The sequence below is a fragment of the Streptomyces sp. NPDC050704 genome, assembly GCF_040654355.1.
Classification (GTDB): domain Bacteria; phylum Actinomycetota; class Actinomycetes; order Streptomycetales; family Streptomycetaceae; genus Streptomyces.
The window spans coordinates 1-26,282 of sequence record NZ_JBFAHW010000075.1; the positions used below are offsets into that span (position 1 = coordinate 1).

Below are 26,282 nucleotides of genomic sequence, written 5' to 3' on the forward strand. Positions count from 1 at the left end.
GGTCCACGTCCAGGTTGAGGTGCATCTGACGGCCGTAGAGCTTCGCGAGGGCGGCGCCCTACCTCACGCGTCCGGCACCCAGCTTCCGTGGAAGCCCAGTTGCACCCGCCCGGGCAGATGGACCCGGGCCACCGGCTCACCCGTGAAGTCCTGGGCGGACAGGATCAGCAGATCCGCCGCACCTCGCTCGGGGTTGTGGGCGTACGCCAGCGTGTAACCGTCGTCCTCCGCCGCCCTCGCGTCCGTCGGATCCGAGGCGACGAACACCGCCTCTCCCACCGCCGCGTCCCTGGGTAGCCGGTGCACCTGCGACGTCCCGCGGAGCAGGTCGTGCTTGATCAGCTCGCTGTTGAAGGCCCGGTCGGGCGGGTTCCCGTCGGCCGTCAGATACGCCAGGGTCATCTCGGCGGCGGCCGTCGTGTATCCGTACCGGTGCCTGCGCGAGACCAGCGACTCGTTGACGCGCGGGAACTCCTGCGGCCGGTCGTCCAGGACCTTGTCGTGCACGCGGCCCCGTTCGAGGTCGACGGTCCATCGGTGCAGCCGGACGGTCTTCGGCCCGTACGGGCCGCCGGAGCCGCGCCCCGCGACGAGGAAGGGCCCCGGATAGGCCGTGAGGTCGACGACCACCGACGATCCCTCGTCGTACGCGTTGAGGGTGTGCGAGTAGTACGTCGGCTCCGCCTCGAACCAGCGCATCCGCCCGCCGGCCCGCGGCATGACACCCACCCGCGCCGGATGCCGGTCGTTCCACACGTACGGCACCAGGTCGCCCCGCGCCGCACCCGCCGGGTCGAAGGTGATGGGCATGTCGAGGATGACGACGTACTTCTCGGTGAGCGCGAAGTCGTGGATCATCGGGCTGTCCGCCACCGGGATCCTGGTGGTCCGTACGACCCGCCCCGCGGCGTTCATCACCACGTGCCGTACGTGGTTCCAGGTCGGGTAGTACGTGATCGCGTGCAGCTCGCCCGTCTTGGCGTCGAGTTTGGTGTGCGCGGTGAACGAGCCCTTGAGGGTGCCGCGGAAGTCGTAGGTGCCCACCGTGTTGAGCTCGTAGTCGAGTTCGTAGGGCAGCGGGCCGCCCTCCTGGAGGGCCAGGACCTTTCCGCGGTGCCCGATGACGTGGGTGTTGCACGGGAAGTCGTCCGGCGGCACCGGCCCCGGGTAGGGCTCGCCGAGCTGCTCGGCGACGCCCGCGGAGCGCACCCAGCGGTTGCGGTACCACTCGGCGCGGCCGTCGCGCAGCCGCACGCCGTGCACCATGCCGGCGCCGTGCATCCAGTGGTGCGCCCGGGGGTCCTCAAGGCCCAGGACGTTCGGCCCGTTCCTGAGGTAGCGGCCGTTCAGCTCGCGCGGGATCCGTCCGGTGACGGGGAGGTCGAAGGCGGTCAGCTCCTCGGTGACCGGTGCGAACGCCCCTTCCAGGAAGGGGTGGTGGCGCTTCTTCGCCGCGGCGGAAGCACCTGAGCCTGCCGCGAGTCCCCCGGTCGCTCCCATGAGTCCGCCCGCCGCCGCGAGGGCCGCCGCCCCGCGCAGTACGTTCCGTCGGCTGTGCTCAGTCATCTCCGCACCCCTGTCCCGCAGTTGTCGTGGTCGATGTGCACGAGTCTGCTGCGGGAGGCGGGGCCGGTCAGGAGTGCTGGAGCCCCTCCGGGGGTGGTGCCAGGCCCCCTGTTTCGAGCAGCGACATGAGGGCCCGGGCGGCCGGACTGGTCGCCTCCGGGGGCGGCAGCATGGCGACGGTCTCGTACGGCGTCTCGGTGTCGGCCTTGAGGGGGAGGGCCGGCAGGGCCGGTCGTTTGTGGGCGAAGTGGCGCGGCACGACGGCGATGCCCAGACCCTCCTCGACGAGGTCCAGGAGGCCGTGCACGTCGTTGACCTCCAGGGTGACCGTCCGGTGCACGCCCGCTGCGGCGAAGGCCGCGTCGGTGGTGCGGCGCGGACCCCAGTCGGGGTGGAAGTCGACGAAGGCCTCGCCGCCCAGCTCGTCCGGGGTGACCGGCCCACCGGCCGCCAGGCGGTGCGAGGGATGGCAGAGCACGGTCATCGGCTCACTGGTCAGGGGCAGGCAGCGGAGCTGTTCGGTGTCGGCGCGGGTCGTGACGGCGAACGCCAGGTCGAGGCGGCCCGCGGCGACGTCCTCGGCGAGCACGCCCGATCCGGCCTGCCGCAGCCGGATCTCCACGTCCGGGTGCTGCCTCCGGAACGCGGCCAGCAGCTGGGCCACGGGCACCCCGGCGATGCACTGCTCGGTGCCCACCGAGAGCGTGCCGCGCAGCACGCCCTGAACGGCGGCCACGGCGTCGTGGGCCGCGCGGACCTGGGCCAGAATCCGTTCCGCCTCCGTCAGCAGGGCACGCCCTGCCTCGGTGAGTGTGACCCGGCGGGTGGTGCGGACGAAGAGCGGGGCCCGCAGCTCCCGCTCCAGGGCGCGGATCGAGGCGGACAGGCCCGACTGCGACACCATCAGCCGTTCCGCTGCCCGGGTGAAGTGCTGGTCCTCGGCTACCGCGACGAAGTGCTGAAGGTGGCGCAATTCCATGATTGAGAAGCGTATCCGCTGAATCCCATCCGATTCTCCTGTTGGACCGCTGCCCACCGGGCAGGTGACAGTGGACGCCGGGCCCCTCCGTACCGATCCCTCTGGAGAATGTGTTGTACACCGCACACACCGACCGCTATGCGGACATGCCCTACCGGCGCACCGGACGCAGCGGACTGAAGCTGCCCGCGCTGTCGCTCGGCCTGTGGCACAACTTCGGCCCCGACCGGCCGGTGGACACCCAGCGGGCGATCCTGCGCCGCGCGTTCGACCTGGGCGTCACCCACTTCGACCTGGCCAACAACTACGGGCCGCCGCCCGGTGCCGCGGAGTCGGCCCTCGGTGAGGCGCTGACGGCGGACTTCGCGGCGTACCGCGACGAGCTGGTCATCTCCACCAAGGCCGGATACCTGATGTGGCCGGGCCCGTACGGCGAGTGGGGCTCGCGCAAGTACCTGATGTCCTCACTCGACCAGAGCCTGACCCGGATGGGCCTCGAGTACGTCGACATCTTCTACTCCCACCGTCCCGACCCGGAGACCCCGCTCGAAGAGACGATGGGCGCTCTGCACTCGGCGGTCCAGCAGGGCAAGGCGCTGTACGTCGGCGTCTCCAACTACTCGCCCGAGCAGACCCGCGAGGCCGCCAGGATTCTCGGCGACCTTGGCACCCCGCTGCTGATCCACCAGCCGCGCTACTCGATGCTCGACCGGCGCCCCGAGGACGGCCTGCTGGACGCGCTCGACGAGCTGGAGGTGGGCTCCATCGCCTTCTCGCCGCTGGAGCAGGGCCTGCTCACGGGCCGCTACCTGGACGGGATTCCGGAGGGTTCGCGGGCCGCGAGCGACAGCCCCTTCCTGAGTGCCGACAAGGTGACCGACGAGCTGGTCGGCCACCTGCGCGCGCTGAACGAGATCGCCAAGTCGCGCGGCCAGTCCCTGGCCCAGATGGCGCTGGCCTGGGTGCTGCGCGGCGGCCGGGTCACCTCCGCACTGGTCGGCGCCAGCAGTCCCCAGCAGCTGGAGGACAGCGTGGCTGCCACGCGCAATCTGGAGTTCACGGAGGACGAGCTCGCCCGGATCGACGAGATCGTGCGGCAGGCGGCGGCGTAACCTGCACGCCGCGGATGCCACTGGATGCCCCACCCGCGCGACCGCGCGGGTGGGGCACGGTCACGTCGGGACAGTCGCATCGGGGGTCACACCGCCGCGGTCACCGCACTGCGCACCCGTCCGGTACGCAGATAGCCGCAGGACGCGTGGTTGTTCGGCGACCGGTTGTCGACCGGGATGTCGGCGATCATCCTGGCCGCCGCCCTGAAGTCGTTGGCGAGGGTGGTGTCCAGGGTGACGAGGTCGAAGCGGTCGGCGAAGTTCATCCACAGCCGCACGGGCGCGGGAATCCGCAGCGGCCTGGCGACGACGTCCTGGACCTCGGTGTAGCCGAGTGGTGAGCCGAGCGTCACGAACAGCGGGACCGGCTTGCGCGCGAAGCGCTGCTCGCTGAGCACGTCATAGGCGACCACCGTCCCGAGGCTGTGGCTGACCAGCACCACCGGCCCGGTCGCCGCGTCGAGAGCGGTGCGCAGCCGGTCCCGGATCGCGTTGCGTGCCTCGGTGAAGAAGTAGCGGTTGGCGTCCGGGATCAGGCGCCGGAGCAGCTGCCGCAGCAGGAAACGGCGGAGCGGCTCCGGCAGGGGCAGCAGCTCGGCGGTGACGGCGGCGGCTCCTGCCCCAGGTCCGGCCACCGCGAGTGCGGCGGGCGCGGGCGGGGCCGCGGCACGGGCGGCCATGCTGATCGTCAGCGACAGGGCGAACTCCTGCTGCTCCGCAGTCATTGCGCCGAGCGCCTCGCGCACTTCGGCTTCCTCGGACACCTCGGCGTCGTCGGCGACCGAGCCGCTCACGAGGGCGTCGGTCACCAGAGCGTCGGCCACCAGCGCCGCCAGGGCGCCGTCCGCACCGCAGGCGTCGGCCGAGATGGCGGCCGGCCGGCGGTGCAGCAGGTCGGCGTAGTACACCATCCGCGTCCGGTCGCCCATGTCCCGCTCGAACAGGTCCTGGTCCCAGGCGCGTTTGAGTTCGTCCGCCGGAGGCTTGTTGCCCGCTCCGTGGATGTAGATCACGGAGTTGGAGTCTGTGGCGAGTTCCATAAGTCTCCCCGAGTTCGCCGCGTCGGCCGCTCCGGAATCCCCCCATCGCGGAGCGGTCTGCGGTGAGAGTCCTGCCGTACGGGGATCCGGTCAAGCCGTGGCCACGAGAGGACTCAGTCCGTGATGCGTTCCTCCAGACGTACGGTGACGGTGTCGCCGGCCTCCTTGCCGATGGCTTTGCGCATGTCGGCCTTCACGGGCAGCTTGTGCGTACCGTCGCCAAGGGCCATGAACGAACTCCGGAAGGGACGGCCGTCGATCGTCCCGCGGACCTTGACCAGTCCCCGGGTGCCGAAGAACGCGACGGAATCGGGCCAGACGAGATAGGTCCAGCCGCCTTTTTCGGGGCTCTTCCGAAGTACGGCGGTGAATTGCTGATCCAGTTCGGTGTCCGTGCTCATGGTCTTCTCCGATTCACCCGGTGATCTCTCACCTATGGAGACCACCGGGCGCGGCGAAACTCATCGCGGCCGCCGTATCAGGCTCCGGCGGGCACCCGGTCCAGGAATCCGCGCACGCTCCGGATCCGCCCTTCGCCGTCCAGGGAGATCACGTCGAACCCGGCGACCGGCGCCGAACCGTCCGCCGTGCTGACCAGCTCCCAGCCGAAGCGGGCGATGTCATGGTGTCCGTCCACAGTCCCTGTGAGGCGGAAAGAGAAGCCGGGGAACTGCTCATGGGCCGCGGCTATCACGGCCGCGATCCCGTCATGCCCGCTGACATCGGCGAGCGGATCGGTGTAGCTGCCGTCCGTGGTCCAGGCGGCGGCCACGGCCTTCGCCAACGCCTCGTTCTCGGCCGCGTTCCAGGCCTCGAAGTAACGGGCGACGGCGGACTCGTATCGGTTCTGGTTCGCGGACATGGCGATCAGCCTCCATCGAGGTCGTACGTACTGGTCAGGGTCCGGATCGGACGCTCTCGGGATCCGGTGTCGCAACCCTGCCCGGCGGCGCCCGGCGCGTCGATTACCCCTCGGGTAATGGGCCTGCGGGACCGGGGCCGACGGAGCCCGCGTCATTTCGGCCAACCATCGTCGTGAATATGCCAGGAGACTGGCCGGAAAGGCATGGTGACACTGTGTCAGGGGTGGCGATACTTGAATGCTGGGACCATTCACCGTCGTTGAACCGTCGATCGAACAGCGCCATCGTGCACAGCAAGCGAGCCGCAGGAAAGAGAGGCCGGACCCGCAGCAAGCGGATGTAATGGGGGAGCGATCGTGCACGACGAATTCCTGTGCCATGTCACCGCGTACGGGGTGTGCGGGGGATTGCGGATCGGCGTACCGCTCGGCACGTATCGGGCACCGACCCTGGCACTGGCACTGTGGTGGTTACGGGACCGGGCGTCATGGATCGCCGAGCGACTGGATCCGAACCCCGACGCCCCGTACTTCCCGCCGAACTCGATGGCACCCGTGGCCGCCACCACGCCGGACGTGCCGGGCGTGCTGCGCGCATGGTGCGGCGACATCGACGAACAGGAGCTGGCGGCCGACGCGTTGGCCGCCGGGCAACTCGTCCGCATCGCGACGAAGGACGAGACCACCGAGTACGAGCTGCTCGCGGAGTCGGTCGACGCCCTGCGGATGCAGCGCACCATCCCCTTCCTGTCCGTCCCGGCCGCCTGACCCGGCACGGGAGCGGCGAACGGGCGGCTCCCGTCTGCCAGGCGAATATGTGGACGAATAGCTAGAATTCTGGCATGGGAGAGCGGTCGGCAGTGCCCGAACTCGTCCTCGAAACCGAGACGGGCTCCACGGTGATGACCCCGAACCACGACTATCACGTCGGACGGGACCCGCTGAGCGACATCGTCATCGACGACGCCCGGGTCTCCTGGCACCACGCGGTCCTGCGGCCCGACGCCGACCACTGGACGCTGGAGGACGAGAACAGCACGAACGGTACGTACGCCGACGGCCGCCGCGTCCACGAGTGGGACGTGGGACCGGGTAGCGTCATCCGTTTCGGCAACCCCGCCGACGGCCCGTGCGCCGTACTCGTCGGCCGGCCCCCGCCCGCGCCCGAGCGCCCCTCTGCCGTCTCCATGCCGGCCGCGACCGGTACGTTCCGGCAGCCCACGACCGTGCGCCCGCTGCCCGCCCGTACCGTCCGCATCGGCCGCGGCGGCGACAACGACCTGGTCGTCGACGACCTCATCGTCTCCCGACGGCACGCGGAGCTGCGGGCGCTGCCGGACGCCACGTACGAGATCGTCGACCTGGGCAGCCACAACGGCACGTTCCTCAACGGCCGGCCCGTCACCCGCGCCGCGATGGCCGAGGGCGACATCGTCGGGATCGGCCACTCGGCGTTCTGCCTGGTCGGCGACCAGCTGCAGGAGTACGTCGACACCGGCGAGGTCTCCCTCGACGTGCAGGACCTGACGGTCGCCGTCGACCGGGGCCGCAAGACCCTCCTCGACCGGGTCTCCTTCCCCGTCGGCGAGAAGTGCCTGCTCGCCGTCGTCGGGCCCAGCGGCGCCGGGAAGTCCACGCTGCTCAACGCGCTGACCGGGCAGCGCCCCGCCGACCTGGGCACGGTCCTGTACGACGGCCGCGACCTGTACCGGGACTACGCCGAGCTGCGCCAGCGCATCGGCCTGGTACCGCAGGACGACATCCTGCACGCCCAGCTGACCGTGCGGCGGGCCCTCACCTACGCTGCCGAGCTGCGCTTCCCGCAGGACACCGCGAAGGCCGAGCGCAGGGCCCGGGTCGACGAGGTCGTGCGCGAGCTGGGCCTGGAGGAGCGGGTCGGGCAGTCCATCCACAGCCTCTCCGGCGGCCAGCGCAAGCGCGTCAGCGTGGCTCTCGAACTGCTCACCAAGCCCTCGCTGCTCTTCCTCGACGAGCCGACCTCCGGACTGGACCCCGGCATGGACCGCTCCGTGATGCACATGCTGCGCGGCCTTGCCGACGACGGCCGGACCGTCATCGTGGTCACCCACAGTGTGCTCAGCCTCGACGTCTGCGACCGGCTGCTCGTCCTCGCCCCCGGCGGCAAGGTCGCCTACTACGGGCCGCCGGACGAGACGCTCGCCTTCTTCGGCTACGAGCAGTGGCCCGAGGCGTTCGAGGCCTTCGAACGGGACCATGACCGGGACTGGGCGGGCGACTACCGGGAGTCGCTCCAGCACCGGCAGTACATCGTCAACTCCACCGCCCAGCCGCACCTCGCTCAGGCCGCCCCGGCAGCCGGCACGGTTCCCCGGCCGCCCAAGGCGCAGAGCTGGGGCTCCCAGCTGAACACGCTGGTGCGCCGGTACGCGGCCGCCCTCGGCGCCGACCGGACGTTCCTCGCCATCATGATCGCCCTGCCGTTCGTGATGGGCGCCATGGCCCGGGCGCTGGCCGGGAGCAAGCTGACGCAGGAGACGGCGATGAACGCGCTGCTCATCCTCTGTGTCGGTGGAGTCCTGACGGGGGCGGCCAACGCCGTGCGGGAATTGGTCAAGGAACGCGTGATCTACCAGCGCGAACGGGCCGTGGGCCTGTCCAGATCGGCGTACCTGATGTCCAAGGTCGTCGTCCTGGGCGCCATCACCGTCCTGCAAGCCGTCGTGCTGACCCTGGTCGCGCTGCTCGGCGTCGACCTGAACGCGCCCGGCGGCGAAGGCGTGCTCCTGTCGCCCCTCGTCGAGATCACGCTCGCCGTCGCGCTGCTCGCCTTCACGGCGATGATGCTCGGCCTCCTCGTCTCCGCGCTGGTGCGCAAGGAGGAGGTCACGATGCCCCTGCTCGTGCTCCTCGCCATCGTGCAGGTCGTGTTCTGCGGTGCGCTGCTGAAACTCGATGGCGTACCGGGCATCGAGCAGCTGTCCTGGCTGGTGCCGTCGCGGTGGGCGCTGGGCGCGATGGCGGGCACCGTCGGTCTGGCCCGGCTGGTGCCCGGCGAGCTGACCGCCGACCCGCTGTTCCGGCACTCGACGGGGGTGTGGCTGCTCAACATGGGCATGCTCGTCGTCCTCTCGGCCGTCTTCGGGTACCTGGTCGCCCGGCTGCTGCGGCGGCACGAACCCGAGGTCATGCGGAAGTAGGCGAGATGACGACGACCCCCGACTTCCGCCCCACGCATGTCGTTCCGCGGGACGGCATGCCCGCCTGGGAGGCTCCGGACCCGGCCCGGCCGACCGTGCCCCTCGACGCCCTGCTGCCGGTCCGGCTCGTCGAACGGCTCGGCGACTGGGGCCATGTCCTCTGCGCCAACGGCTGGTCGGCGTGGGTCGACGGCCGTCTCCTGCTCGCCGTACCGCAGGAGCCGCCCGCCGCGGGCCAACCGCTCGCCCGCACCGCGGACCCGCGCCCGCTGCTGGCCCGCGTCGAGGAGGCGCTGGACCGCTACCGGCAGGCGGTCGACGAGCTGACGGACGGGCGGCTCGACGGGGAGTCGTTCCACGGCCGCACGCGAGGCGTGCGGGTCGGGATTGTCGTCGACGGGGAGGCCGTGTGGCTGTACGAGGCCGAGCACGAGCGGTGGGTGTACTGCGACGGCACCCGACTGAGCACGTACGCGACACCGGAACCACCCGCCGCGGCCGGACCGGAACCACCCGCCGGGGCCCGACCGGAGCCGACCCAGGTCGTGGGGGCCACCGGACCCGAACCGACCCAGGTCGTCGGGGACGTCGGCCACGATCCCACCCGGCTGGTCACGGGTCCCGGTGACGGCTGATGCCGCACGACACGAGCGTGTACTCGGGACGGCCCTCCGGGCTGATCGGCCAGCAGATCGCGGGCTACCGGATCGAGCGCGAGATCGGCCGCGGCGGGATGGCCGTCGTCTACCGCGCCAAGGACCTGCGCCTCGACCGGACCGTCGCCCTCAAACTGCTCGCGCCCGAGCTCGCCCGCAACGACACCTTCCGCAAACGCTTCACGCACGAGTCACGGGTGGCCGCCGCGATCGACCACCCGCACATCGTGCCGGTCTTCGAGGCGGGCGAGACCGACGGCGTCCTCTACATCGCCATGCGGTACGTGGCCGGCCGTGACCTGCGCCATCTGCTGGACCGGGAAGGCCCGTTGGCCCTCTCGGTGGCCACCCGGATCGCCGCCCAGGTGGCGTCCGCGCTCGACGCCGCCCACGACCACGGACTGGTCCACCGCGACGTCAAACCGGGCAACATCCTGGTGGCGGCGGGCACGGACAGCGACCACCCGGAGCACGCCTACCTCACCGACTTCGGCCTCACGAAGAAGTCCCTGTCCCTGACCGGATTCACCACCGTCGGCCAGTTCGTCGGCACGCTCGACTACGTGTCGCCCGAGCAGATCTCCGGGCGCCCGGTCGACGGCCGCTGTGACGTCTACAGCCTCGCCTGCGTCCTCCACGAGGCCCTGGCCGGCCGGCCGCCCTTCCAGCGCGACGACGACATGGCACTGCTGTGGGCCCACCAGTACGACCAGCCGCCCCGCCTGACCGAACAGCGCCCCGATCTTCCCCCTCCGGTCGACGGTGTCATGGCCAGAGCCCTCGCCAAGAGCCCCGAGGGCCGCTACGACTCCTGCCTCGACTTCGTGGCCGCGTTGCGGGCGGCGGCGACGGGAGTTCAGGAAAGGGGCCGCACGCCGACCCTGGTGGACGTCCCGGGCGCCGGGGGCGCCGAGGGCCCGGGCCCCGTACCCGAACCGCCGGGCTGGGCGCTGCCGGTCTTCACCCGGCCGCGGTACGGGAAGCTCACCGGCGAATAGCCCGCGAGACGGAACCGGCCGGCAGCGCGAGAGAGGGAAGGGCCCCGCCGGATCATTCCGGCGGGGCCCTTCCCGTACCCCCGTCTATGGAGTTCAGGCGTCCACCCGTGAACGCCGCGGCTCCTCTTCCGGTGCCTCGGTGAGCCCGACCCGCGCGTGCAGCCTGCGCAGGCCGGCCGGGGCGTACCAGGCGGACCGGCCGAGGATCCGCATCGCCGCGGGCACCAGCACCCCGCGCACGGCGACCGCGTCGATGACGATGGCGAGGCCGCTTCCGAGGCCGAACATCATCAGGAAGCTGATGTCGCTGGTGCCGAAGGCGAAGAAGGAGACCGCGAGGAGTCCGGCCGCCATGGTGACCAGCCGTCCGGTCCTGGCCAGCCCTTGGGTCACCGCGGTGTGCCGGTCGGCGCCCGCGTCGTGCAGCTCCTTCATCCGGCTGGTCACGAAGACCTCGTAGTCCATCGAGAGGCCGAAGGCGACACAGAACATCAGCACGGTCATGGAGGTGTCCATCGGCTGCGGGGTGAAGCCGAAGAAGGAGGCCAGATGACCGTCCTGGAAGATCCACACCATCGTGCCGATCGCCGCGGCCATGGACACCGCGTTGAGCAGCAGGGCGCGCAGCGGCTGGACGACGCTGCCGGTGAAGAGGAACAGCAGGACGAAGGTGCTGGCGACTATCAGTCCGATGGCGATGGGGAGCCGTACCCCGATGGAGTGCTTGGAGTCGACGAGCCGTGCGTCGTCACCGCCGACCAGCGTCTCGGTGCCGGCCGGGGGATCCACGGCGCGGACCGAGCGCACCAGTTCCTGGGCCGCGTCCGACTTGGGAGCGAGGTCGCTGACGACCAGGAGCCGCTGGGCGTCGGGCCGTCCGAGCGTCGGGTTGGCGGGGCCGGCCGCGTTGCCCGAGCGGTAGCTGCCCTCGCTGGAGTCGACCCGGGTCACCCCGTCGAGGGCCGAGAGTTCACCGGCGTACGAGGAGAGCGGCGCGGCAGCCACGGCTCCGGTGGTGACGACCTGGATCGCACCGTTGTCGTTCTCGGGGAACTCCTGCTGCGTCTGGGTGGCGACCTGGCGGCTGCCGGCGTCCTTGGGCAGCACCCGCTCGTCGGGGGTGCCGAAGGTGACGCCGATCAGCGGGCTCGCGGCGAGCAGCAGCACCGCGAGGACCGGGAGCGCGGTGAGCGCCGGCCGTCGCATGACCAGGCCCGCGAGCCTGCCCCAGAAGGGCGCGTCGGCCCGGCGCGCGGCCGCCGCCCAGGGCAGCCGGCCCTTGTTGACCCGGTGGCCGAGGACCGCGAGCAGTGGCGGTATGACGAAGAGGGCGGCCAGCACGGCGACCACGACCACGCCGATGCCCGCGTAGGCGAAGGAGCGCAGGAAGTAGGGCGGGAAGATCAGCAGTGTGGCCAGGGCCGCGGCCACGGTGGCGGCGGCGAAGACGATGGTCCGCCCGGCCGTGCGCACGGTGGTGCGCAGGGCGTCGGGCACCTCGGCGCCGCTCGCGAGCTGCTCGCGGAAGCGGCTGACCAGCAGCAGCGCGTAGTCGATGCCGAGGCCGAGCCCGAGGGCGGTGGTGAGGTTGATGGCGAAGACGGAGACGTCGGTGACGCTGCCGAGGACGTACAGCTCGGCGAACGTCCCGACGATCGCGATCAGTCCGATGACCAGCGGAAGCAGCGCGGCGACGAAGCTGCCGAAGGCGAGCACCAGCAGTACCAGGGTGACCGGCACGGCGATCGCCTCCGCCACCGCGAGGTCGGCGGCGACCTGCGCGGAGACGTCGTTGCCGACGGCCGCGGCACCGCCGGCCTGCACGCTCACCCCGTCCCGTTCCCCGGTGTACTCGTCGATCAGTCCCTCGGCGAGTTTTTCGCGCTCGCTCTCGTTCCCGTCCACATGGGCCAGGACGAGCGCCTTGTCACCGTCCCTGGAGGTGAGGGCGGAACTTCCGGTGTCCCAGTAGGAGATCACGTTGGTGACATCGGGATCGTTCTTGAGGCCGTCGGTCAGGGTCCTGCCGCGCTCCTCGACGGCGGGGGAGCCGAGGGCACCGCCGTCGGTGGGTTTCACCAGGAGGACCAGGTCGGTCTCGCCGCCGAACCGGTCGTCGATGACGGCCTGGGCACGGCTGGAGGGGGCGTCCGGATCCTCGAAGCCACCGCCCTGCAGCTTGCCGAACGCGCCGAAACCGACGACTGCCATGGCCACCACGGCGACGGCCGCGAGTACGAGCATGAGCCGCGCCCTGCGCAGGGCCAGCTCGGCGATCCACGTCAGCATGGTCGTCTCCCCCTTCAATGTTTACACTGTTGACTTTGACTCTGACAGGTAGTGTTAACGCTGTCAACATCAGGCAGGATGCAAGTATGGCAACAACCTCGGGGAGCAAGGCCGGCTACCACCACGGCGACCTGCGCAACGCTCTGGTGGCCGCCGCCGTCGACCTGGCGAACGAAGGCGGGCCCGAGCGGGTGGTGTTGCGCGAGGCCGCGCGCCGCGTGGGCGTCTCGCCCACCGCCGCCTACCGCCACTTCGACGGTCAGGGCGACCTGCTGCACAGCGTGAAGGTCCGCGGGCAGGAGGCACTCACCGCCTTCATGGCGGCGACCGTCGCCGAGGTGTCCGAGGCCGGTGATCCGGGCGAGACGGCCATGCGGCGCCTCAATGCGCTGGGCCGGGGCTATGTCCGCTTCGCGCTCGAACGCCCCGGGCTCTTCCGCACGGCCTTCTGCCGCACGCCGGAGGAGCCCGGCGAGGCCATGGACTGGGCCGGGGTCACCCCGGCCGCCTCCGAACCGCAGTACATCGCGTTCAACGTGCTGACAAAAGCCCTCGACGACCTGGCCGCGACCGGCCGGATGCCCGTGCGGAACCGGCCGGGCGCCGAGGCCACGGCCTGGGCGGTGGCGCACGGTCTCGCCCTGCTGATCCTGGACGGTCCGCTCGCCCGGCTCTCCGTCGAACAGCGGGACGCCACGGTGGAACAGTCTCTGGCAACCCTCGTTGCCGGACTCACCGTCGGGGACGATCCCCAAGAGCGGCGGAACAAGTGAAGAGCGCGTAATCCGGCCAGGTCCTCCCTCGGGACCGGGACTTCCCTCAGGAATCAGGACGCGGTCTCTTCCCTCGGTCCGACGGCGGACGGACGTCGACGTCGGTCAGAAGTCGAAGTAGCAGCGGACGGTCGTGCCGTCGGGACCCGTGTGAGTGAGGACGAGGTCGGAGAGGTAGTGCACCAGCAGCAGGCCCCGGCCGCCCCGCTGGTCCCGTGCCGGCGGTCGGCGGCCGGCGAGCGGATCGACGACGTGTCCTTGGTCGCGGACCTCGCACACCACCTGGCCGTTCTCGGCCCAGACCCGCACGCTGCCCCAACCCCCGCCGTGCACCACGCTGTTGGTGGTCAGTTCGGCGGTGGCCAGCGCCAGGTCCTCCAGACGGACACCGGACAGGCCGAGTCGCACGGCCCGCTCCACCACGAGGTGCCTGGCGCCCGGCAGGTCGTCGGCGCCGAAGACGTGTTCCTCCGTCACCGCCGCGACCGGCAGGGGCTGGTTGTAGTGCAGGACGACATGCTCGGGCGCGTAGGCGGCACTGTTCAGCCGCTGACCGCCGGAGATGACGACGGGATGGGTCGCGTAGGCGTCGATCAGCACCCGCCTGGCGAGCCGTTCGGCGTCGTACGGGCAGAGAATCGTTACGTCCCGGCCTTGGAACGCCGGGTTGATCAGGGCCTCGTGCTGGGCGCACGCCGGGTACTCCAGGCCGGAGCGGCCGGGCCAGATCGGCTCCCCGATGATCCGCACCCGCGTCTCCCGGTGGGCGTCGGCGAAGGCGCGCAGCACCCTGGGGATGATCCGTCCGGGATTGCGCCCCGCCCGGGTCATGTCGACGAACCGGACACCCGTGGCATCCTCGCCCAGGGCCGCCCGGAGCACGGCCAGGTTCGGTCCTGGCACGGCTACCGCCACCGGCTCCCCGGCTGTCAGACCGTCGCGGATGAAGGGCACGGTGCCGTCCACGTACTCCTTCTCGCCCCGGTAGAACAAGGCTGGGTGCACGAACGTGTCGGAGGCCGGGGCCGTCATCGCGCCACCACCTCAACGCCGGGCAGGCCGGGCCAGAACATCTCCAGCACGCGCGGCACGGCGGCGGGCGGCTGTTCGAGCATGATGCGCCGCCCCTCGGGAAGCCCCTGTGCGGCCACCGCCAGGGCGGAGACACCGGCGACGTCGACGAAGGTGACCGCGGAAAGCTCCAAGTGGCACACCTCCACGTCCTGCAGAGTCAGCCGGCGCAACGTCTGCTCCCAGGTCGGGCGCGTGGCCAGACTGACCTCGCCGGCCGCCTGCCAACCCGTACGGTCCGTCAGCGGACACATCATCAGCACGCCCGCGGACCCGGCCGCCGACAAAGCTGCCGGCGCGGCCGGCTTCCGAGAACTGGTCACGTCCATCACCCCTGGAGTACCACCGGTTCCATCCCAGTATCCACACGCGGCCGGCGCGGGTCGCCCTCGGGACATCGCCCCGAGCGGGTCCCCGCTCCCGCAGAGAATCACGGCCTGGGCCGACAGCCCGTTCAACGGACGGAATCCACGGAGCCGGCCTCCGGGGCCCGACTCCGCTCCATACCCCCCACTTCACCTGGCGCATACGCTGCGCCTGCCCGTCGCGGGCCGGGCGCATTCGGCACCGTCCCGTGAATAGACCACTGTGCGGCGGGAAGGGGGAGTGGGGAGCACAGAGGGCCGCGAGCCGAGAACTGCCGTGAGCTGCCGTGAGTTGTCGGCAGGAGCGGACCGGCGTGCGGCCCATCAAGGCGTACGGACTCTACCGATCGGTCAGGGGGAGGACATGTCGTCAGTAACCGGCCCGACAACCGTCCCGTCTCGGGCGGCTTCCCTGGGCGCTTGCACCCTGGCCATCTCCAGCGAGATGGACGGAACCACCGCTGTCCTGAGGCCCCGCGGCGAAATCATCTACGGCTGTGTCACCGTGCTGGACCGGGCGTTGGAGGAACTCCCGGGCGAGACGGACGGGCTCGTCCTGGACATGGCGGACGTGACCTTCATGGACTCCGCCGGACTGCAGTTCCTGGAACACCTGACGGACCACAGCAGGCTGTACGGCGTCCCCACCCGGACCGTCAACTGGGGCGGGCAGCCTCGCCGGGTCCTGGAACTCACCGGCCTGCCGGCCGACGACAGGGAATCGGAACCCGGCATCCCGCCGCCCCAATCGGCCTCCGCCGACCGGCGGCATCGGCCCGGACACTCCGCCGCCGACCCGGCCGCGCACCACTCGGCGGTGGCCGCCGAACGCGCGGAACAGGTGCGACAACTGCAGGAGGAGGTCCGGCAACTCCGGCAGGCCATCGTCTCCCGGCCGGTGATCGACCAGGCCCGGGGCATCCTCATGGCCGTCGAGTCGTGCAGCTCCGACGAAGCCTGGCACGTTCTGCGCGACGCCTCCCAGCACGCGAACACCAAACTGCGCACCGTCGCCACAGCCGTCGTCGCCGGCACAACGGACGGCCCCGCACCCTCAGAACCCATTCGGCGCGCACTGTACGACGCGACCACCCGCCAACTCACCCGCCGCAAGTGAGGTGACGAGCGGGGTTGCCCGGGCGCGGACCGGGCCGGCCCACACCGATGCGCATCGCTCACGGACGTACCCCGCGCCCTTCTTCTGGCGGGGGTACGTCCCTGCGGGGGTCAGGCTCTCGGCGACGGCCCGTCGGCGTCAGGCCGTGCGACCCCCTCTGTCCGGTGCCCGCTTCGGCCGTCTCCGAGGGGCGTCAGGCCTGGCTGGATCGGAGCGGTGTCAGCCCTGGTTGCCGTCCTGCGCGGCGTCTTCGTGGCCGCGGTCTCCCTCGGCCCGCGATGCTCCTCAAACCCGGCGGGCCAACAAGTGGGCCTGCGGGAAACCCCGTTCGTCGTCCTCGCGGGGTGCGCACAGCAGGCGGGCCACCTCGGCGAGACCGTTCTCGGGCAGCAGATCGGCGACGCGGTCCGGCGACCAGCGGTAGGCGAGTGCCACCTTGTGGTCGAAGGACTCCGCGAGTTCCGAGGGCCGGTCGTGGGCCTGGAACGCGAGGAGCAGATGGCCGCCCGGGGCCAGCACCCGGTGGAACTCGGCGAGCACCTCCGGCAGCCGTTCCGGCGGGGTGTGGATGATCGAGTACCGGGCGAGTACCCCGCCGAGGCTGCCGTCCTCGAGCCCCAGGGCGGTCATCGATCCCTGGTCGAAACGGATCCCGGAATGGGCCTCGCGGGCGAGTGCGACCATCTCCGCCGACAGGTCGATGCCGAACGCGTCGAGCCCGAGGGAGTGCAGGAGCGCGGTCACATGGCCCGGTCCGCAGCCGATGTCGGCGACCGGCCCGCCGCCGCCCGCCCGCACCAGGTCGGCGAACGCGGCGAGCATCGCCCGGTCCAGCGGCTGGTCCTCAAGTCCGTTGGCGAACAGCTCGGCGTATTGGACCGCCACGGAGTCGTACGCCGTTCGAGTGGTGCGCAGGAAGTCCGGCTCGATCATGGATCCGTACCGTAGTGCGAAGCCTGGACCTCAGGGGCGAGAGTCGGCCACTTCGCCGCGCCGGTGCACCCGCGAGGCGAGCAGACCGCCCAGGAAGCCCGTGACCAGCCCCCAGAGTGCCGCGAAACCCAGCGCGGTCCACAGCCGTGGCCGCAGAAGCAGGTCGCCGGACAACCCGCTGCCGAGGTCCCCGATGCCGAGCACAGACAGGCCGTAGTGGGCGGAGATCCGGCCGACGAGGCAGATCATGAGCACCGTGAGTGTGAGCGCGACCGCCATGTGGAGGGCGTGCTGCCAGGCCCGCATCCGGGCCGATGAGCGGGCGGCCATCAGGAACGCGGCGGTCAGCAGCAGGACCGCGTTGACGACCACGAGCCACCACACCTTGCCGTCGTGCTCGGCGAGCGTGCGCAGATCGAGCGTGGAGAGGTCCGGCGTGCGCAGCACGGTGTCCAGCAGCCGTGGCATGGGCAGTCCGAACGGACCGTCGACGCGGCCCTCCCAGGAGGCGCCCAGGCCGATCGTGAAGACGAGCCAGACGAGGTTCGGCAGCCCCAGGAGAATGACGGCGAACGTCTCCGGGACATGCCCGCGCGTCGCCGCCACCACCAGGCCGATCAGCACGCCCAGGGCGACGTATGCGAGGAGCAGCACGACCATCGCGTACGCGGCCGGCCGCACCGACCGCTGGAAGCGCAGCAGCCGGGCCGGGAGCGGGGCCCCGGGGGAGACGAGCAGCGCGAGGACGAGTACGCCGGCCAGCCACAACAGGCCGAAGAAGAGCGTCGCCGGTACATCGGTCTCGAAGCCCACCCGCGGCGAGGCGCCGAGGACGTCACCGATGCCGGAGACCGTCCCCTCGCCGAGCGGGATCGCGAACGTCTGGCGGGCGAGCAGCGACAGGGCGGTCAGGGCCAGGATCCACAGGATCGCGATCCGGGCGGCCCAGCCGGCCAGTTCAGGAGCTCCGGCGACAGCCCGGTGACGCAGCGGCCGCAGGAAACCGGCGGCGACGGCCAGAACGCCGGTGAGCGCCACCGAGAGGGGGATGACCGTCATCCCCGCCTGGGTCTCGGCGATCGCCCCGGCGTCACCCGCGAGCTCGATCGAACCGCCGACCGCCACCACGACGGTGGCCGCCACGACCCGCGGAAAAGCGCCGTCCGGCAGATCCGCCGCACCCGCCCCCCACAGGCCGAGCGCGGCGACCACGCCCATGGAGATCAGCCCGGCGAGGACCGTCGCGGCGGCCTGTACCCAGCCGTGGCGGGTCACTGCCTGGTCAGGACGTGTCTGGAGGCTCACGTTGCCACGCTAGGCAGGGCTTCGGCGGAGCGCCCGCCGGGAGTTCCGGCCGCGTCCGCTTGCGGGCGGTACGGGGCCGGAGCACACAATGGGCTGATTGAGTAATAATTCTGTACAAAACGCAAGAAAACGCATGGAGCGCATGAAGTGGCGCGGGATCCCTGCGCCGGGAAGAAGAGCTCGTGAGTGTCGAACCGCCGTCCTCCGGCCGCCCCACAGGACCGCCCTCCGGCCCGCTGTCGGGCCCGACCCGGCCGAGTCCCACACCTCCGCCGGGCGACCGCGCCCCACTGGGTCCGGCGGGCGGTGCCTCGGGTGCGGACGGATCGGGCGGTGGTCCCTCGGGCCCCTCCGGTCCGGGCGGCCCCGGCGGACCCAGTGGTCCGCTCGGCCCGGGCGGCACCGGCTCCGGCCCCGGTGAGGGGCCCGACCGGCGCTGGTGGAAGTCCGCGCCCCGCGTCGCGGTCATCGCAGCCGCACTCGTCGCGGCCGTCACGCTGGCTGTCGTCTTCACCCGCTCCGACGGCGGTACCTCGGGCTCCGGCGGCGAGGTCTTCCTCCAGGCCGCGGGCAAGTCGGGGCCCGACCCGTTCACCGAGTCGACGGCGAAGGACAGCTCCACCCCGCCCGAGACACCGTCACCGACGAGCGCCGGCGAGTCCGCCAACGTGACGCGCGCCGTGGACGGTTCGGCACCCGGCCTCTACGGCGGTACGCGCAACGTGGCCAGCTGTGACGTCGAGAAACAGATTTCGGCACTCCGGAAAGCGCCGGCGAAGAACAAGGCGTTCGCGTCCGTCCTGAGCGTCGAGCCCTCCGCGGTGCCCGCCTACCTGCGCTCGCTCACCCCCGTACAGCTGCGGATGGACACCCGCGTCACCAACCACGGCTACCGCGACGGCAACCCCACCAGGTATCAGGCGGTCCTCCAGTCCGGCACCGCTGTCCTCGTCGACGACCGGGGCGTGCCCAGAGTGCGCTGCGCCTGCGGCAACCCGCTGCTGCCGCCGGTCGCGCAGCAGTCCACGCCCAGGAGGACCGGCGACTCGTGGTCCTCGTACCGGCCGGCGAACGTCGTGGTCGTCGCGCCCGCTCCCCAGGTCGTGAACATCTTCGTCGTCTACGACCCGGACAGCGGCGGCTGGTTCAACCGGCACAAGGGCGACACCGGTGAGAAGGACAAGAAGACGGACCCGCCGGCGAACCGCCCGTCGCCGTCGGTGAGTTCACCGCCTCCCGCGCTGACCTCCCCGTCCCCGTGCGTGTCCGCACCGACCGACCCGACCGATCCGACCGCGACGCCCAGCGGCTCCGCGAGCCCCTGCCCGTCCACCTCGTCGGACACCCCGTCGGCGCCGACCCCGCAGTCCGAGCCCCCGTCCTCCGATCCCCCCACGGCACCCGCGCCGAACGACTCCCTCGACTCGCCGCCCTCCAGCTACCACGCCCCCGAGTCGGGCGCGACGTCTCCGGGGCTCTGAGGGACTGTCCGCCACTGCGGGGCGAGTCACCGATGAGTTTTCGCACGAGGATCAGTCGACAGTGGTGACAGCATTCGCGCTCCCAGGAGGTGCCCATGACCACCGACGCATTCACCACTTGCCTCTGGTTCGACGACCAGGCGGAAGACGCCGCCAACTTCTACGTCTCGGTCTTCAAGAACTCCCGGATCGGCAGGATCACCCCCTACCCGGTGGCCGGTCCCGACCGCCCCACCGGTTCCGTCCTGACCGTCGAGTTCGAGGCGAACGGCCAGAAGTTCGTCGCCCTGAACGGTGGCCCGGAGTTCAAGTTCACCGAGGCCGTCTCCTTCCAGATCGACTGCGCGGACCAGGCGGAGGTGGACTTCTACTGGAACACGCTTGTCGAGGGCGGTGGCGAGCACGGCCCCTGCGGCTGGCTGAAGGACAAGTTCGGCCTCTCCTGGCAGGTCAACCCGACCCGGCTGACCGAGATGATCAGCGACCCGGACACGGAGAAGGCGGCCCGCGCGATGCAGGCCATGATGCAGATGTCCAGGCTCGACATCGCCGCCCTGGAGAAGGCCTACGCCGGCGAGTGAGGTGCCCGGCACGGGCGGCCGGTCACCTCGGGCCTGTGTCGGAAGTGGCGCCTGCCGGGCGACGCCCGGCTCGCCCTCCGGGCGGACGACGCCACTTCCGACACGGGCCCTGGCCGCACCGGCTCAGGCGAGTTGGCCGCCCTGCAGGGCCGTGTAGGCACCCTCGCGTCGCATCAGCTCCTCGTGCGACCCGACCTCCCGCACGGCACCGTCCCCCATCACCACGATCCGGTCGGCACCCCGGATCGTGGACAGCCGGTGCGCCACCACGAACGTGGTGCGCCCCCGCACCAGCCGGGCCAGCGCCTGCTGGACGAGTGCCTCGGACCGTGTGTCCAGCGCGGACGTCGCCTCGTCGAGGATCAGCACGCGCGGATTGCGGATGAGGGCCCGCGCGATGGCCAGCCGCTGCCGCTGGCCGCCCGAAAGACGGGCCCCGTGCTCGCCCACCAGAGTGTCGAGACCGTGCGGCATCCGGTCGACGAACTCCAGCGCGTTGGCGTCCCGCAGCGCCGCGCGCACCGTCGCCTCGTCGGCGTCCGCATCGTCCATGCCGTACGCGACGTTCTCCCGCACGGTGCCGTCGAACAGGATCGACTCCTGCGGCACGACCGACACGAAGCGCCGGTACGTGCGCAGATCCAGGCTGTTCATGTCGGTCCCGTCGAGCAGCAGCCGGCCCGAGGCCGGCCGGATGAACCCGATGACGAGACTGAGCACCGTGGACTTCCCGGCCCCCGAGGCGCCGACGAGCGCGATGGTCTCGCCCGGCGCGACAGCGAGGTTGAAGTCCCGTACGGCGGGCCGCCCGGCGTCCTCGTACGTATAGCCCACGTGCTGGAACTCGACGGCACCGCGCAGCGAGTCGAGGCGCGCCTTGCCCTCGTTGTCCTCCAGCTCGGGCGCCTGCAGCACCTCGCCCACGGAACGTACGGACTCCAGGCCCTTGGTGATGACCGGAGCCAGCCCCACCAGCGTGGTGGTCGAGTTGGTGAGCGTGGTCAGGAACGCGCTGAGCATGACGACGTCTCCCGGGGACACGCCCCAGACGCCGTGGTACGAGACCAGCGCCGCCGCGGTCAGGAAGAGCACCCCGATCACGTTGAGGAACACCCAGGCCAGCGAGGCGAAGCGCCCGTTGAGCAGGTCCAGGCGCAGCCCCGACTTGAGTACCTTGCTCAGGGTGCCGTCCATGCGTCGTAGGGCCTTGCCCTCCAGGCCGTGGGCGCGCGTGACGGAGATGAGCCGGGTCATCTCCGTCACCCGTGACGACAGATGCTCCACCTCGTGGCGGAAGTCCTCGTTGTGGGTGCGCAACCGGTTCCGCAGCCGCGCCACGAGCAGCGCCGCGACGGGCACCACGCACAGGAACACGGGCACGAACTCGGGCGTGCGCACGGCGATGATGACCAGCCCGCCGGTGAGGACGGTGACCGCGCCGAGCCCGGTCTCGGCGGTCTGCTGGACCATCTGCTCGACCGTCTCCACGTCACGGACGACCTTGGCCTGGAGCACGCCCGCGCTGACGCGTGAGTGGTAACCGATGGAGAGCTGCTGCATGCGCGTGCACAGGGCGGACCTCAGAGCCGTGCCCATCCGGCGCACGCTGCCGTACAGCAGGCGTACGTACACCAGGTGCAGCGGCATGTTGATCAGCAGGATGACGAGGAGGAACCCGGCACTGAACCAGATGCCGCCGACCGACCCGTGCCGGACGACCGTGTCGATGATGGACGCCGTGATCAGCGGCAGCAGCCAGATCGGGCTGTGCTTGACGGTGAAGACGAGGAACGCGGCGACGAGCTTCCAGCGGTCGGCGCGGAACAGGTAGGCGAGGGTGCGGATCGGGTGCTCGCCGCGGTAGCGGTGGTCGAGCGGTTTCTCCCACGAGGCCATGGGTGGCCGTCCCTCCCAGGGGAGCCGAGAACAGGGCAAGCGCTTTCTGCCCACGCCGTGACCAGCTACACGTGGGACGGCCGGGGTTCCTGTGCCGGCGTAACGGCAGTCGAGACGGAGCTGAGGGCCGGACGCCGGGACTGGGTCAGCTCGTCGCGGCGGCGATCGCCTGGGTGATCGCGAGGCCCATGCGCGTGATGCCCGGCGAGCGGACCGGGCAGGGCCTGGACTCCGGGGTGGTGGGGGCCAGGCAGAAGTGCAGGTAGTCGTCGTCGAGGTGCAGGGCGGTCCGGCCGCTGCCCGGCTGGGTGCAGTACTGCGGGTGCTCGCGCTCGTACGCCGTGCACGGCAGGTGCTGGGTCCATGTGTAGCGGGCCGAGGCCGGGCTCACCGCCTTGCCGGCGTCCGCGACCAGATCACCGGAGGCGTCGGCCTGCCGCTCGTAGACCTGGTTGACGCCGCGGACGCGGTCGGGCGTGATCGGGTCGGGTCCCTGGAGCACCCACACGACCTTCGGCCGGTCCGGGCCGCCCGCCGCACCCGCGATCTGATCGGTCAGCCTCCGTGCGTCGGCGGTGTAGCGCGCGAAGTACTTGTCCCGTGCCTTGTCGTGGGTGATGCCGTCCATGCACCACGTGTAGTCCCACGCGTTGCCCCAGAACTGCAGCACCACGAAGTCCGGCCGCAGGGAGCGGACAAGGGCGGCGGCCTTGTCCTTGGGCGGTACGAGAGACTTCTCGCCGGTGCCTTCCAGGTAGTCGCAGAGGGTGGTGCCCGAGTACGGGGCGCTGGTGTAGCGGGCGTCCAGCTCCTCCCGCAGGAGCCCGCCGAGCACCTTCTGGTTCTCCATGGCGAGCGAGTCGCCGAGGTAGAGCACGGTGGGACGCTTGGCGGGTGCCGCGGTCCCGGGCTCGACCGCGGGCTCGGCTTCGGGTGTGGCGGCCGGGCGCTGATGGATGGTCGGGGACGGTGACGTGCGGGCGGCCTGCGGAACGGGCGGCGGCGCGGACTCGGGCCCGGAGGCCGGATCCCCGCACGCACCGAGCAGCAGAAAGCCCACCACTACCCCGACGATCCACGGCTTGCGCATACGGTAACTCCCGCCCCAGCCACCGAAAACGGCCCTCAGACAAGCACAGTGGGACGCCGGGGGGAAGGGGTGGCGTTCGGGCGTCGATGTGGCTCAGGAGAGACGGCACATCAACTGCGTAGCTCTGCTTAAGTTTCCGTGTAGATTCTTTCACTTGTGCTGTGTCGTCGGGGTCGGGCACCTTTGTGGATCATGCAGCCCAACTCCCCGTGGCGGACGGCCGACTTCCGGACGCTCTTCGGCGCGACCGCCCTCAGTCAGCTCGGCACGAACGTCAGCTACGTCGCCGTCCCGCTGATCGCCGTGGCCGAACTCGACGCGAGCCCCGGCCAGGTCGGCGCCCTGGCCACGCTGAGCACGCTCGCCTTTCTGCTCATCGGGCTGCCCGCCGGAGCCTGGGTGGACCGGATGCGGCGCCGGAGGCTGCTGATCGGAGCGGACCTGGCGCGGGCCGCGCTGTTCGCGTCCGTTCCACTGGCCTGGTGGCTGGACGCGCTCACGCTGGGGCAGCTGTATGTGGTCGTGCTGCTGAACGGCTGCGCCACCGTGTTCTTCGACGTCGGCTCGCAGAGCGCCCTGCCCGGGCTCGTCGGCCGCGACAGCCTCGTGCGGGCCAACGCCGCCATGATGAGCCTCATAGCGGTGAGCAACGTGGCCGGCCGGGGCGCGGGCGGCGGACTGGTCCAGCTGCTCACGGCACCGGTCGCCGTCCTCTTCACGGCGGTGAGCCACCTGGCCTCGGCGCTCCGGCTCACCGCGATCCGCGGTGCCGAGGCACCGCCCGCGCCGAGCCGGTCGGCCGGGCTGCGGACTCAGGTCGCCGAGGGGCTGCGTCACGTGTTCGGCAACAACGAGCTGCGCGCGCTCGCACTCACCGCCGCGCTGAGCAACCTGGGCTCGCAGATCATCAACACCATGCTCCCGGTCGTGTTCGTCCGCGAACTCGACCTGCCCGTAAGCCTGTTGGGCCTGTACTGGGCGGCGGGCGGTGTCGGTCTGCTGCTGGGCGCCCGCTGCGCCCGCCCGCTCGCCGGGCGCCTCGGATACGGCCGCACCCTCGGCGTCATGGGGCTGTGCCTCGCCCCCGCCGGACTGCTCGTCCCGCTCATCGACCGAGGTCCGTGGCTGTGGCTCGCGGGCGCCGGCGGTGTGCTCGCCATGTTCAAGACGGGCATGGACAACGTGCTCGGCGTGAGCCTGCGCCAGCGGATGACTCCGGACGCTCTCCTCGGCCGGATGAACGCCACGTTCAGGTTCATGCTCACCGGTGCCCTCGCCGTCGGCGCCGCGGTGGCGGGCCTGACCGGCGAACTCATCGGCGTACGCGCCACGTTGTGGGTCGGTGCCGCCTTCCTCGCCACGGCCTTCCTGCCCGTCTTCCTGTCACCGGTCCGCACACGCCGCGAACTGCCGGACCAGGGGCAACCGCCCGTCAGGACTCCCGCGCCGAAGCTCCCGGGGACGCCGACGAGCTGACCGCCCGCGCAATGGCGTCGAACACCCGGTCCGTATCGGCCTCGGACGTACGCCAGTTGCTGAACGCGGCCCGCAGTGCGTGCGTCCCCTCGTAGAAGGTCGGCGTCAGGAACGCCTCGCCGGACTCGGAGACCGCCCGCCCCAGCGCGTGCACCCGCTCCCGCGTGGCGTCCTCGGTGAGCGTGAAGCAGACGACGTTCAGCCGGACCGGTGCCGCCAGCCGCAGTCCCGGTGCGTCCGCGATCCGGTCACCGAGCCGCCGGGCCAGAGCGACGTTCCGCTCGACGATCTCCCGGTGCCCCGCACGGCCGTACGCGGCGAGCGAGAACCAGGCCGGCAGTGCCCGCAGCCGACGGGAGTTCTCGGGGGTGAGGTGCACGAAGTCCGGGTCGCCGGTGGGCAGGCCGAGATACGGCGACGCATTGTGGAAGACCCGCACCTGGAGATCCCGTCGGCGGGTGAACTGCACGGCCGCGTCGTACGGCACGTTGAGCCACTTGTGCAGATCGACGCAGACCGAGTCGGCGGCGTCGAGGCCGTCGGTGAGATGCGCGTACGCGGGTGACAGCGCGGCGAAACCGCCGAAGGCGGCGTCCACGTGCAGCCAGAAGTCGTACCGCTCCTTGAGCTTCGCGATCGCTCGCAGGTCGTCGAAGTCGACCGTGTTCACGGTCCCGGCGTTCGCCACGACGACGGCCGGACGCCCGTCGAGGCCTTCCAGGGCCTCGGCCAGCCGCCTGACGTCGACGGCCTCACGGCCGCCGGGCAGCACCGGGACCGTACGCAGCCGGTCGCGGCCGATGCCGAGCACGGACAGCGCCTTGGGGATGCTGGAGTGCGGGCTGCCGGACAGGACCTCCACGGGGCCGAGCGCGGCGACGCCCGCCTCGGACACGGAGACCCCCTGGCGTTCGCCCAGCCACTCCCGCGCCAGGGCCAGCCCAACAGTGTTGGAGACCGTCGCTCCCGTCACGAAGGCGCCGCTGTGCGCCTCGCTCAACCCGAACAGCTCCCGCAGCCAGCCCAGCGTCTCGCGCTCCAGGGCGGTCGCCGACGAGTCGCCGCTGCCGGCGGCGTTCTGGTCGTACGCGCTGGTCAGCCAGTCGCCGGTGAGGGCGGCCGGGGTCGCGCCGCCGGTCACGAAGCCGAGATAGCGAGGGCCCGCCGAGGCGGAGAAGCCCGGCGCCCACCGCTCGGCGAACCGCGCGAGCGCGCCCTCGGCACCGGAGCCCTCGGCCGGGAGGGGTTCCGTGTCCGGAGCCGTGCCGAGGTGGGCCACGGGCCGGACCGCGAGCCCCGACACCTCACGGGCGGCGAAGTCGCGTGCGGACTGGAGGAGTTCGGGAAGCCGGGAGAGGTCGTCGGCGAGTGCGGGGTGCATGGGTGGCAGCGTAGGCGGGCGGCCATGGGGCACGTTGAGTTACAGGCTATAACTGAAGCTATTGACTATCCCTCTTGCGTTGAGTTACAACTTCTAACGAACGCGAAAGCCGATACCGCACCGCCGCAACGA

The 26,282-nt window shown here is 71.2% G+C and carries 23 protein-coding genes; 10 read left to right on the top strand and 13 right to left on the bottom strand.

The annotated features are described in order from the left end of the window. Positions 1-63: 63 nt before the first annotated feature. Positions 64-1,566 (bottom strand): carotenoid oxygenase family protein, encoded by a 1,503-nt coding sequence (locus tag AB0I18_RS34230; RefSeq protein ID WP_363109561.1) that lies wholly within the window; start codon positions 1,564-1,566, stop codon positions 64-66. Positions 1,567-1,633: 67 nt separating this feature from the next. Then, positions 1,634-2,545 carry a LysR family transcriptional regulator gene (locus AB0I18_RS34235; protein ID WP_363109562.1) on the bottom strand — a complete coding sequence of 304 codons (912 nt, stop codon included), beginning with the start codon at positions 2,543-2,545 and terminating at the stop codon, positions 1,634-1,636. A 113-nt stretch (positions 2,546-2,658) separates the two neighbouring features. On the opposite strand from AB0I18_RS34235, the gene mgrA reads away from it, so the two are divergent. Continuing rightward, positions 2,659-3,657: an L-glyceraldehyde 3-phosphate reductase gene (mgrA, locus tag AB0I18_RS34240; protein WP_363109563.1), complete on the top strand. Its 999-nt coding sequence runs from the start codon at positions 2,659-2,661 to the stop codon at positions 3,655-3,657. An 86-nt stretch (positions 3,658-3,743) separates the two neighbouring features. Here the strand turns inward: mgrA and AB0I18_RS34245 are convergent, their stop codons facing one another. The 3 genes from AB0I18_RS34245 to AB0I18_RS34255 form a co-directional block, all read right to left on the bottom strand. Further along, a complete protein-coding gene (locus AB0I18_RS34245; RefSeq protein WP_363109564.1) occupies positions 3,744-4,697 on the bottom strand; it encodes a hypothetical protein in 954 nt (317 codons plus the stop codon). Between the two features lie 113 nt (positions 4,698-4,810). Further along, the gene (locus AB0I18_RS34250) at positions 4,811-5,098 is read right to left on the bottom strand and encodes a DUF1905 domain-containing protein (protein ID WP_363109565.1); all 288 of its coding nucleotides are present in this window, start codon (positions 5,096-5,098) and stop codon (positions 4,811-4,813) included. Positions 5,099-5,175: 77 nt separating this feature from the next. After that, entirely contained in the window at positions 5,176-5,559 is a 384-nt protein-coding gene (locus AB0I18_RS34255) for a nuclear transport factor 2 family protein (protein ID WP_363109566.1), read from the bottom strand. Positions 5,560-5,916: 357 nt separating this feature from the next. On the opposite strand from AB0I18_RS34255, the gene AB0I18_RS34260 reads away from it, so the two are divergent. The 4 genes from AB0I18_RS34260 to AB0I18_RS34275 all read left to right on the top strand — a co-directional run bounded on the left by AB0I18_RS34260 (position 5,917) and on the right by AB0I18_RS34275 (position 10,392). Beyond that, positions 5,917-6,327 (top strand): hypothetical protein, encoded by a 411-nt coding sequence (locus AB0I18_RS34260; protein ID WP_363109567.1) that lies wholly within the window; start codon positions 5,917-5,919, stop codon positions 6,325-6,327. 74 nt (positions 6,328-6,401) lie between these two features. Next, positions 6,402-8,738: an FHA domain-containing protein gene (locus AB0I18_RS34265; RefSeq protein WP_363109568.1), complete on the top strand. Its 2,337-nt coding sequence runs from the start codon at positions 6,402-6,404 to the stop codon at positions 8,736-8,738. A gap of 5 nt (positions 8,739-8,743) precedes the next feature. Next, positions 8,744-9,373 (top strand): hypothetical protein, encoded by a 630-nt coding sequence (locus tag AB0I18_RS34270; RefSeq protein ID WP_363109569.1) that lies wholly within the window; start codon positions 8,744-8,746, stop codon positions 9,371-9,373. Then, positions 9,373-10,392: a serine/threonine-protein kinase gene (locus AB0I18_RS34275; RefSeq protein ID WP_363109570.1), complete on the top strand. Its 1,020-nt coding sequence runs from the start codon at positions 9,373-9,375 to the stop codon at positions 10,390-10,392. The genes AB0I18_RS34270 and AB0I18_RS34275 overlap by 1 nt, the downstream gene beginning before the upstream one ends. A gap of 93 nt (positions 10,393-10,485) precedes the next feature. Here the strand turns inward: AB0I18_RS34275 and AB0I18_RS34280 are convergent, their stop codons facing one another. Continuing rightward, positions 10,486-12,681 (bottom strand): MMPL family transporter, encoded by a 2,196-nt coding sequence (locus tag AB0I18_RS34280; protein WP_363109571.1) that lies wholly within the window; start codon positions 12,679-12,681, stop codon positions 10,486-10,488. A gap of 86 nt (positions 12,682-12,767) precedes the next feature. Between AB0I18_RS34280 and AB0I18_RS34285 the strand changes: the two genes are divergently transcribed. Next, positions 12,768-13,454, top strand: a complete 687-nt coding sequence (locus tag AB0I18_RS34285; protein WP_363109572.1) for a WHG domain-containing protein — start codon at positions 12,768-12,770, stop codon at positions 13,452-13,454. A gap of 105 nt (positions 13,455-13,559) precedes the next feature. On the opposite strand, the gene AB0I18_RS34290 is transcribed toward AB0I18_RS34285, so the two are convergent. Continuing rightward, positions 13,560-14,486 carry an anti-sigma factor RsbA family regulatory protein gene (locus AB0I18_RS34290; RefSeq protein WP_363109573.1) on the bottom strand — a complete coding sequence of 309 codons (927 nt, stop codon included), beginning with the start codon at positions 14,484-14,486 and terminating at the stop codon, positions 13,560-13,562. After that, positions 14,483-14,779: an STAS domain-containing protein gene (locus AB0I18_RS34295; RefSeq protein ID WP_363109603.1), complete on the bottom strand. Its 297-nt coding sequence runs from the start codon at positions 14,777-14,779 to the stop codon at positions 14,483-14,485. Before AB0I18_RS34295 ends, AB0I18_RS34290 begins: the two co-directional genes overlap by 4 nt. Before the next feature lie 556 nt (positions 14,780-15,335). On the opposite strand from AB0I18_RS34295, the gene AB0I18_RS34300 reads away from it, so the two are divergent. Next, positions 15,336-16,007, top strand: a complete 672-nt coding sequence (locus AB0I18_RS34300) for an ANTAR domain-containing protein (RefSeq protein ID WP_363109574.1) — start codon at positions 15,336-15,338, stop codon at positions 16,005-16,007. 285 nt (positions 16,008-16,292) lie between these two features. Here the strand turns inward: AB0I18_RS34300 and AB0I18_RS34305 are convergent, their stop codons facing one another. Continuing rightward, the gene (locus AB0I18_RS34305) at positions 16,293-16,940 is read right to left on the bottom strand and encodes a methyltransferase domain-containing protein (protein WP_363109575.1); all 648 of its coding nucleotides are present in this window, start codon (positions 16,938-16,940) and stop codon (positions 16,293-16,295) included. Between the two features lie 30 nt (positions 16,941-16,970). Next, positions 16,971-18,245 (bottom strand): streptophobe family protein, encoded by a 1,275-nt coding sequence (locus AB0I18_RS34310; RefSeq protein ID WP_363109576.1) that lies wholly within the window; start codon positions 18,243-18,245, stop codon positions 16,971-16,973. 182 nt (positions 18,246-18,427) lie between these two features. Between AB0I18_RS34310 and AB0I18_RS34315 the strand changes: the two genes are divergently transcribed. After that, positions 18,428-19,726 carry a DUF6777 domain-containing protein gene (locus AB0I18_RS34315; protein WP_363109577.1) on the top strand — a complete coding sequence of 433 codons (1,299 nt, stop codon included), beginning with the start codon at positions 18,428-18,430 and terminating at the stop codon, positions 19,724-19,726. A 95-nt stretch (positions 19,727-19,821) separates the two neighbouring features. Further along, positions 19,822-20,307, top strand: coding sequence for a VOC family protein (locus AB0I18_RS34320; RefSeq protein ID WP_363109578.1), 486 nt, complete (start codon positions 19,822-19,824; stop codon positions 20,305-20,307). A gap of 123 nt (positions 20,308-20,430) precedes the next feature. On the opposite strand, the gene AB0I18_RS34325 is transcribed toward AB0I18_RS34320, so the two are convergent. Together AB0I18_RS34325 and AB0I18_RS34330 are read right to left on the bottom strand one after the other, a co-directional pair. Next, positions 20,431-22,203: an ABC transporter ATP-binding protein gene (locus AB0I18_RS34325; protein ID WP_363109579.1), complete on the bottom strand. Its 1,773-nt coding sequence runs from the start codon at positions 22,201-22,203 to the stop codon at positions 20,431-20,433. 145 nt (positions 22,204-22,348) lie between these two features. Further along, positions 22,349-23,293 carry an SGNH/GDSL hydrolase family protein gene (locus tag AB0I18_RS34330; protein ID WP_363109580.1) on the bottom strand — a complete coding sequence of 315 codons (945 nt, stop codon included), beginning with the start codon at positions 23,291-23,293 and terminating at the stop codon, positions 22,349-22,351. Positions 23,294-23,485: 192 nt separating this feature from the next. Between AB0I18_RS34330 and AB0I18_RS34335 the strand changes: the two genes are divergently transcribed. After that, positions 23,486-24,769 carry an MFS transporter gene (locus AB0I18_RS34335; protein WP_363109581.1) on the top strand — a complete coding sequence of 428 codons (1,284 nt, stop codon included), beginning with the start codon at positions 23,486-23,488 and terminating at the stop codon, positions 24,767-24,769. On the opposite strand, the gene AB0I18_RS34340 is transcribed toward AB0I18_RS34335, so the two are convergent. Then, on the bottom strand, positions 24,726-26,150 hold the full coding sequence (locus AB0I18_RS34340; protein WP_363109582.1) for a pyridoxal-dependent decarboxylase: 1,425 nt from the start codon (positions 26,148-26,150) through the stop codon (positions 24,726-24,728). The two genes, AB0I18_RS34335 and AB0I18_RS34340, sit on opposite strands and share 44 nt — an antisense overlap. Positions 26,151-26,282: the final 132 nt, after the last annotated feature.

Bases quoted from the DNA above. Each gene is read 5' to 3' on its own strand.
- AB0I18_RS34230 (WP_363109561.1), bottom strand. From the start codon at position 1,566: ATGACTGAGCACAGCCGACGGAACGTACTGCGCGGGGCGGCGGCCCTC.
- AB0I18_RS34235 (WP_363109562.1), bottom strand. From the start codon at position 2,545: ATGGAATTGCGCCACCTTCAGCACTTCGTCGCGGTAGCCGAGGACCAG.
- AB0I18_RS34245 (WP_363109564.1), bottom strand. From the start codon at position 4,697: ATGGAACTCGCCACAGACTCCAACTCCGTGATCTACATCCACGGAGCG.
- AB0I18_RS34250 (WP_363109565.1), bottom strand. From the start codon at position 5,098: ATGAGCACGGACACCGAACTGGATCAGCAATTCACCGCCGTACTTCGG.
- AB0I18_RS34255 (WP_363109566.1), bottom strand. From the start codon at position 5,559: ATGTCCGCGAACCAGAACCGATACGAGTCCGCCGTCGCCCGTTACTTC.
- AB0I18_RS34265 (WP_363109568.1), top strand. From the start codon at position 6,402: ATGGGAGAGCGGTCGGCAGTGCCCGAACTCGTCCTCGAAACCGAGACG.
- AB0I18_RS34270 (WP_363109569.1), top strand. From the start codon at position 8,744: ATGACGACGACCCCCGACTTCCGCCCCACGCATGTCGTTCCGCGGGAC.
- AB0I18_RS34275 (WP_363109570.1), top strand. From the start codon at position 9,373: ATGCCGCACGACACGAGCGTGTACTCGGGACGGCCCTCCGGGCTGATC.
- AB0I18_RS34280 (WP_363109571.1), bottom strand. From the start codon at position 12,681: ATGCTGACGTGGATCGCCGAGCTGGCCCTGCGCAGGGCGCGGCTCATG.
- AB0I18_RS34285 (WP_363109572.1), top strand. From the start codon at position 12,768: ATGGCAACAACCTCGGGGAGCAAGGCCGGCTACCACCACGGCGACCTG.
- AB0I18_RS34290 (WP_363109573.1), bottom strand. From the start codon at position 14,486: ATGACGGCCCCGGCCTCCGACACGTTCGTGCACCCAGCCTTGTTCTAC.
- AB0I18_RS34295 (WP_363109603.1), bottom strand. From the start codon at position 14,779: ATGTGTCCGCTGACGGACCGTACGGGTTGGCAGGCGGCCGGCGAGGTC.
- AB0I18_RS34300 (WP_363109574.1), top strand. From the start codon at position 15,336: ATGGACGGAACCACCGCTGTCCTGAGGCCCCGCGGCGAAATCATCTAC.
- AB0I18_RS34305 (WP_363109575.1), bottom strand. From the start codon at position 16,940: ATGATCGAGCCGGACTTCCTGCGCACCACTCGAACGGCGTACGACTCC.
- AB0I18_RS34320 (WP_363109578.1), top strand. From the start codon at position 19,822: ATGACCACCGACGCATTCACCACTTGCCTCTGGTTCGACGACCAGGCG.
- AB0I18_RS34325 (WP_363109579.1), bottom strand. From the start codon at position 22,203: ATGGCCTCGTGGGAGAAACCGCTCGACCACCGCTACCGCGGCGAGCAC.
- AB0I18_RS34330 (WP_363109580.1), bottom strand. From the start codon at position 23,293: ATGCGCAAGCCGTGGATCGTCGGGGTAGTGGTGGGCTTTCTGCTGCTC.
- AB0I18_RS34335 (WP_363109581.1), top strand. From the start codon at position 23,486: ATGCAGCCCAACTCCCCGTGGCGGACGGCCGACTTCCGGACGCTCTTC.
- AB0I18_RS34340 (WP_363109582.1), bottom strand. From the start codon at position 26,150: ATGCACCCCGCACTCGCCGACGACCTCTCCCGGCTTCCCGAACTCCTC.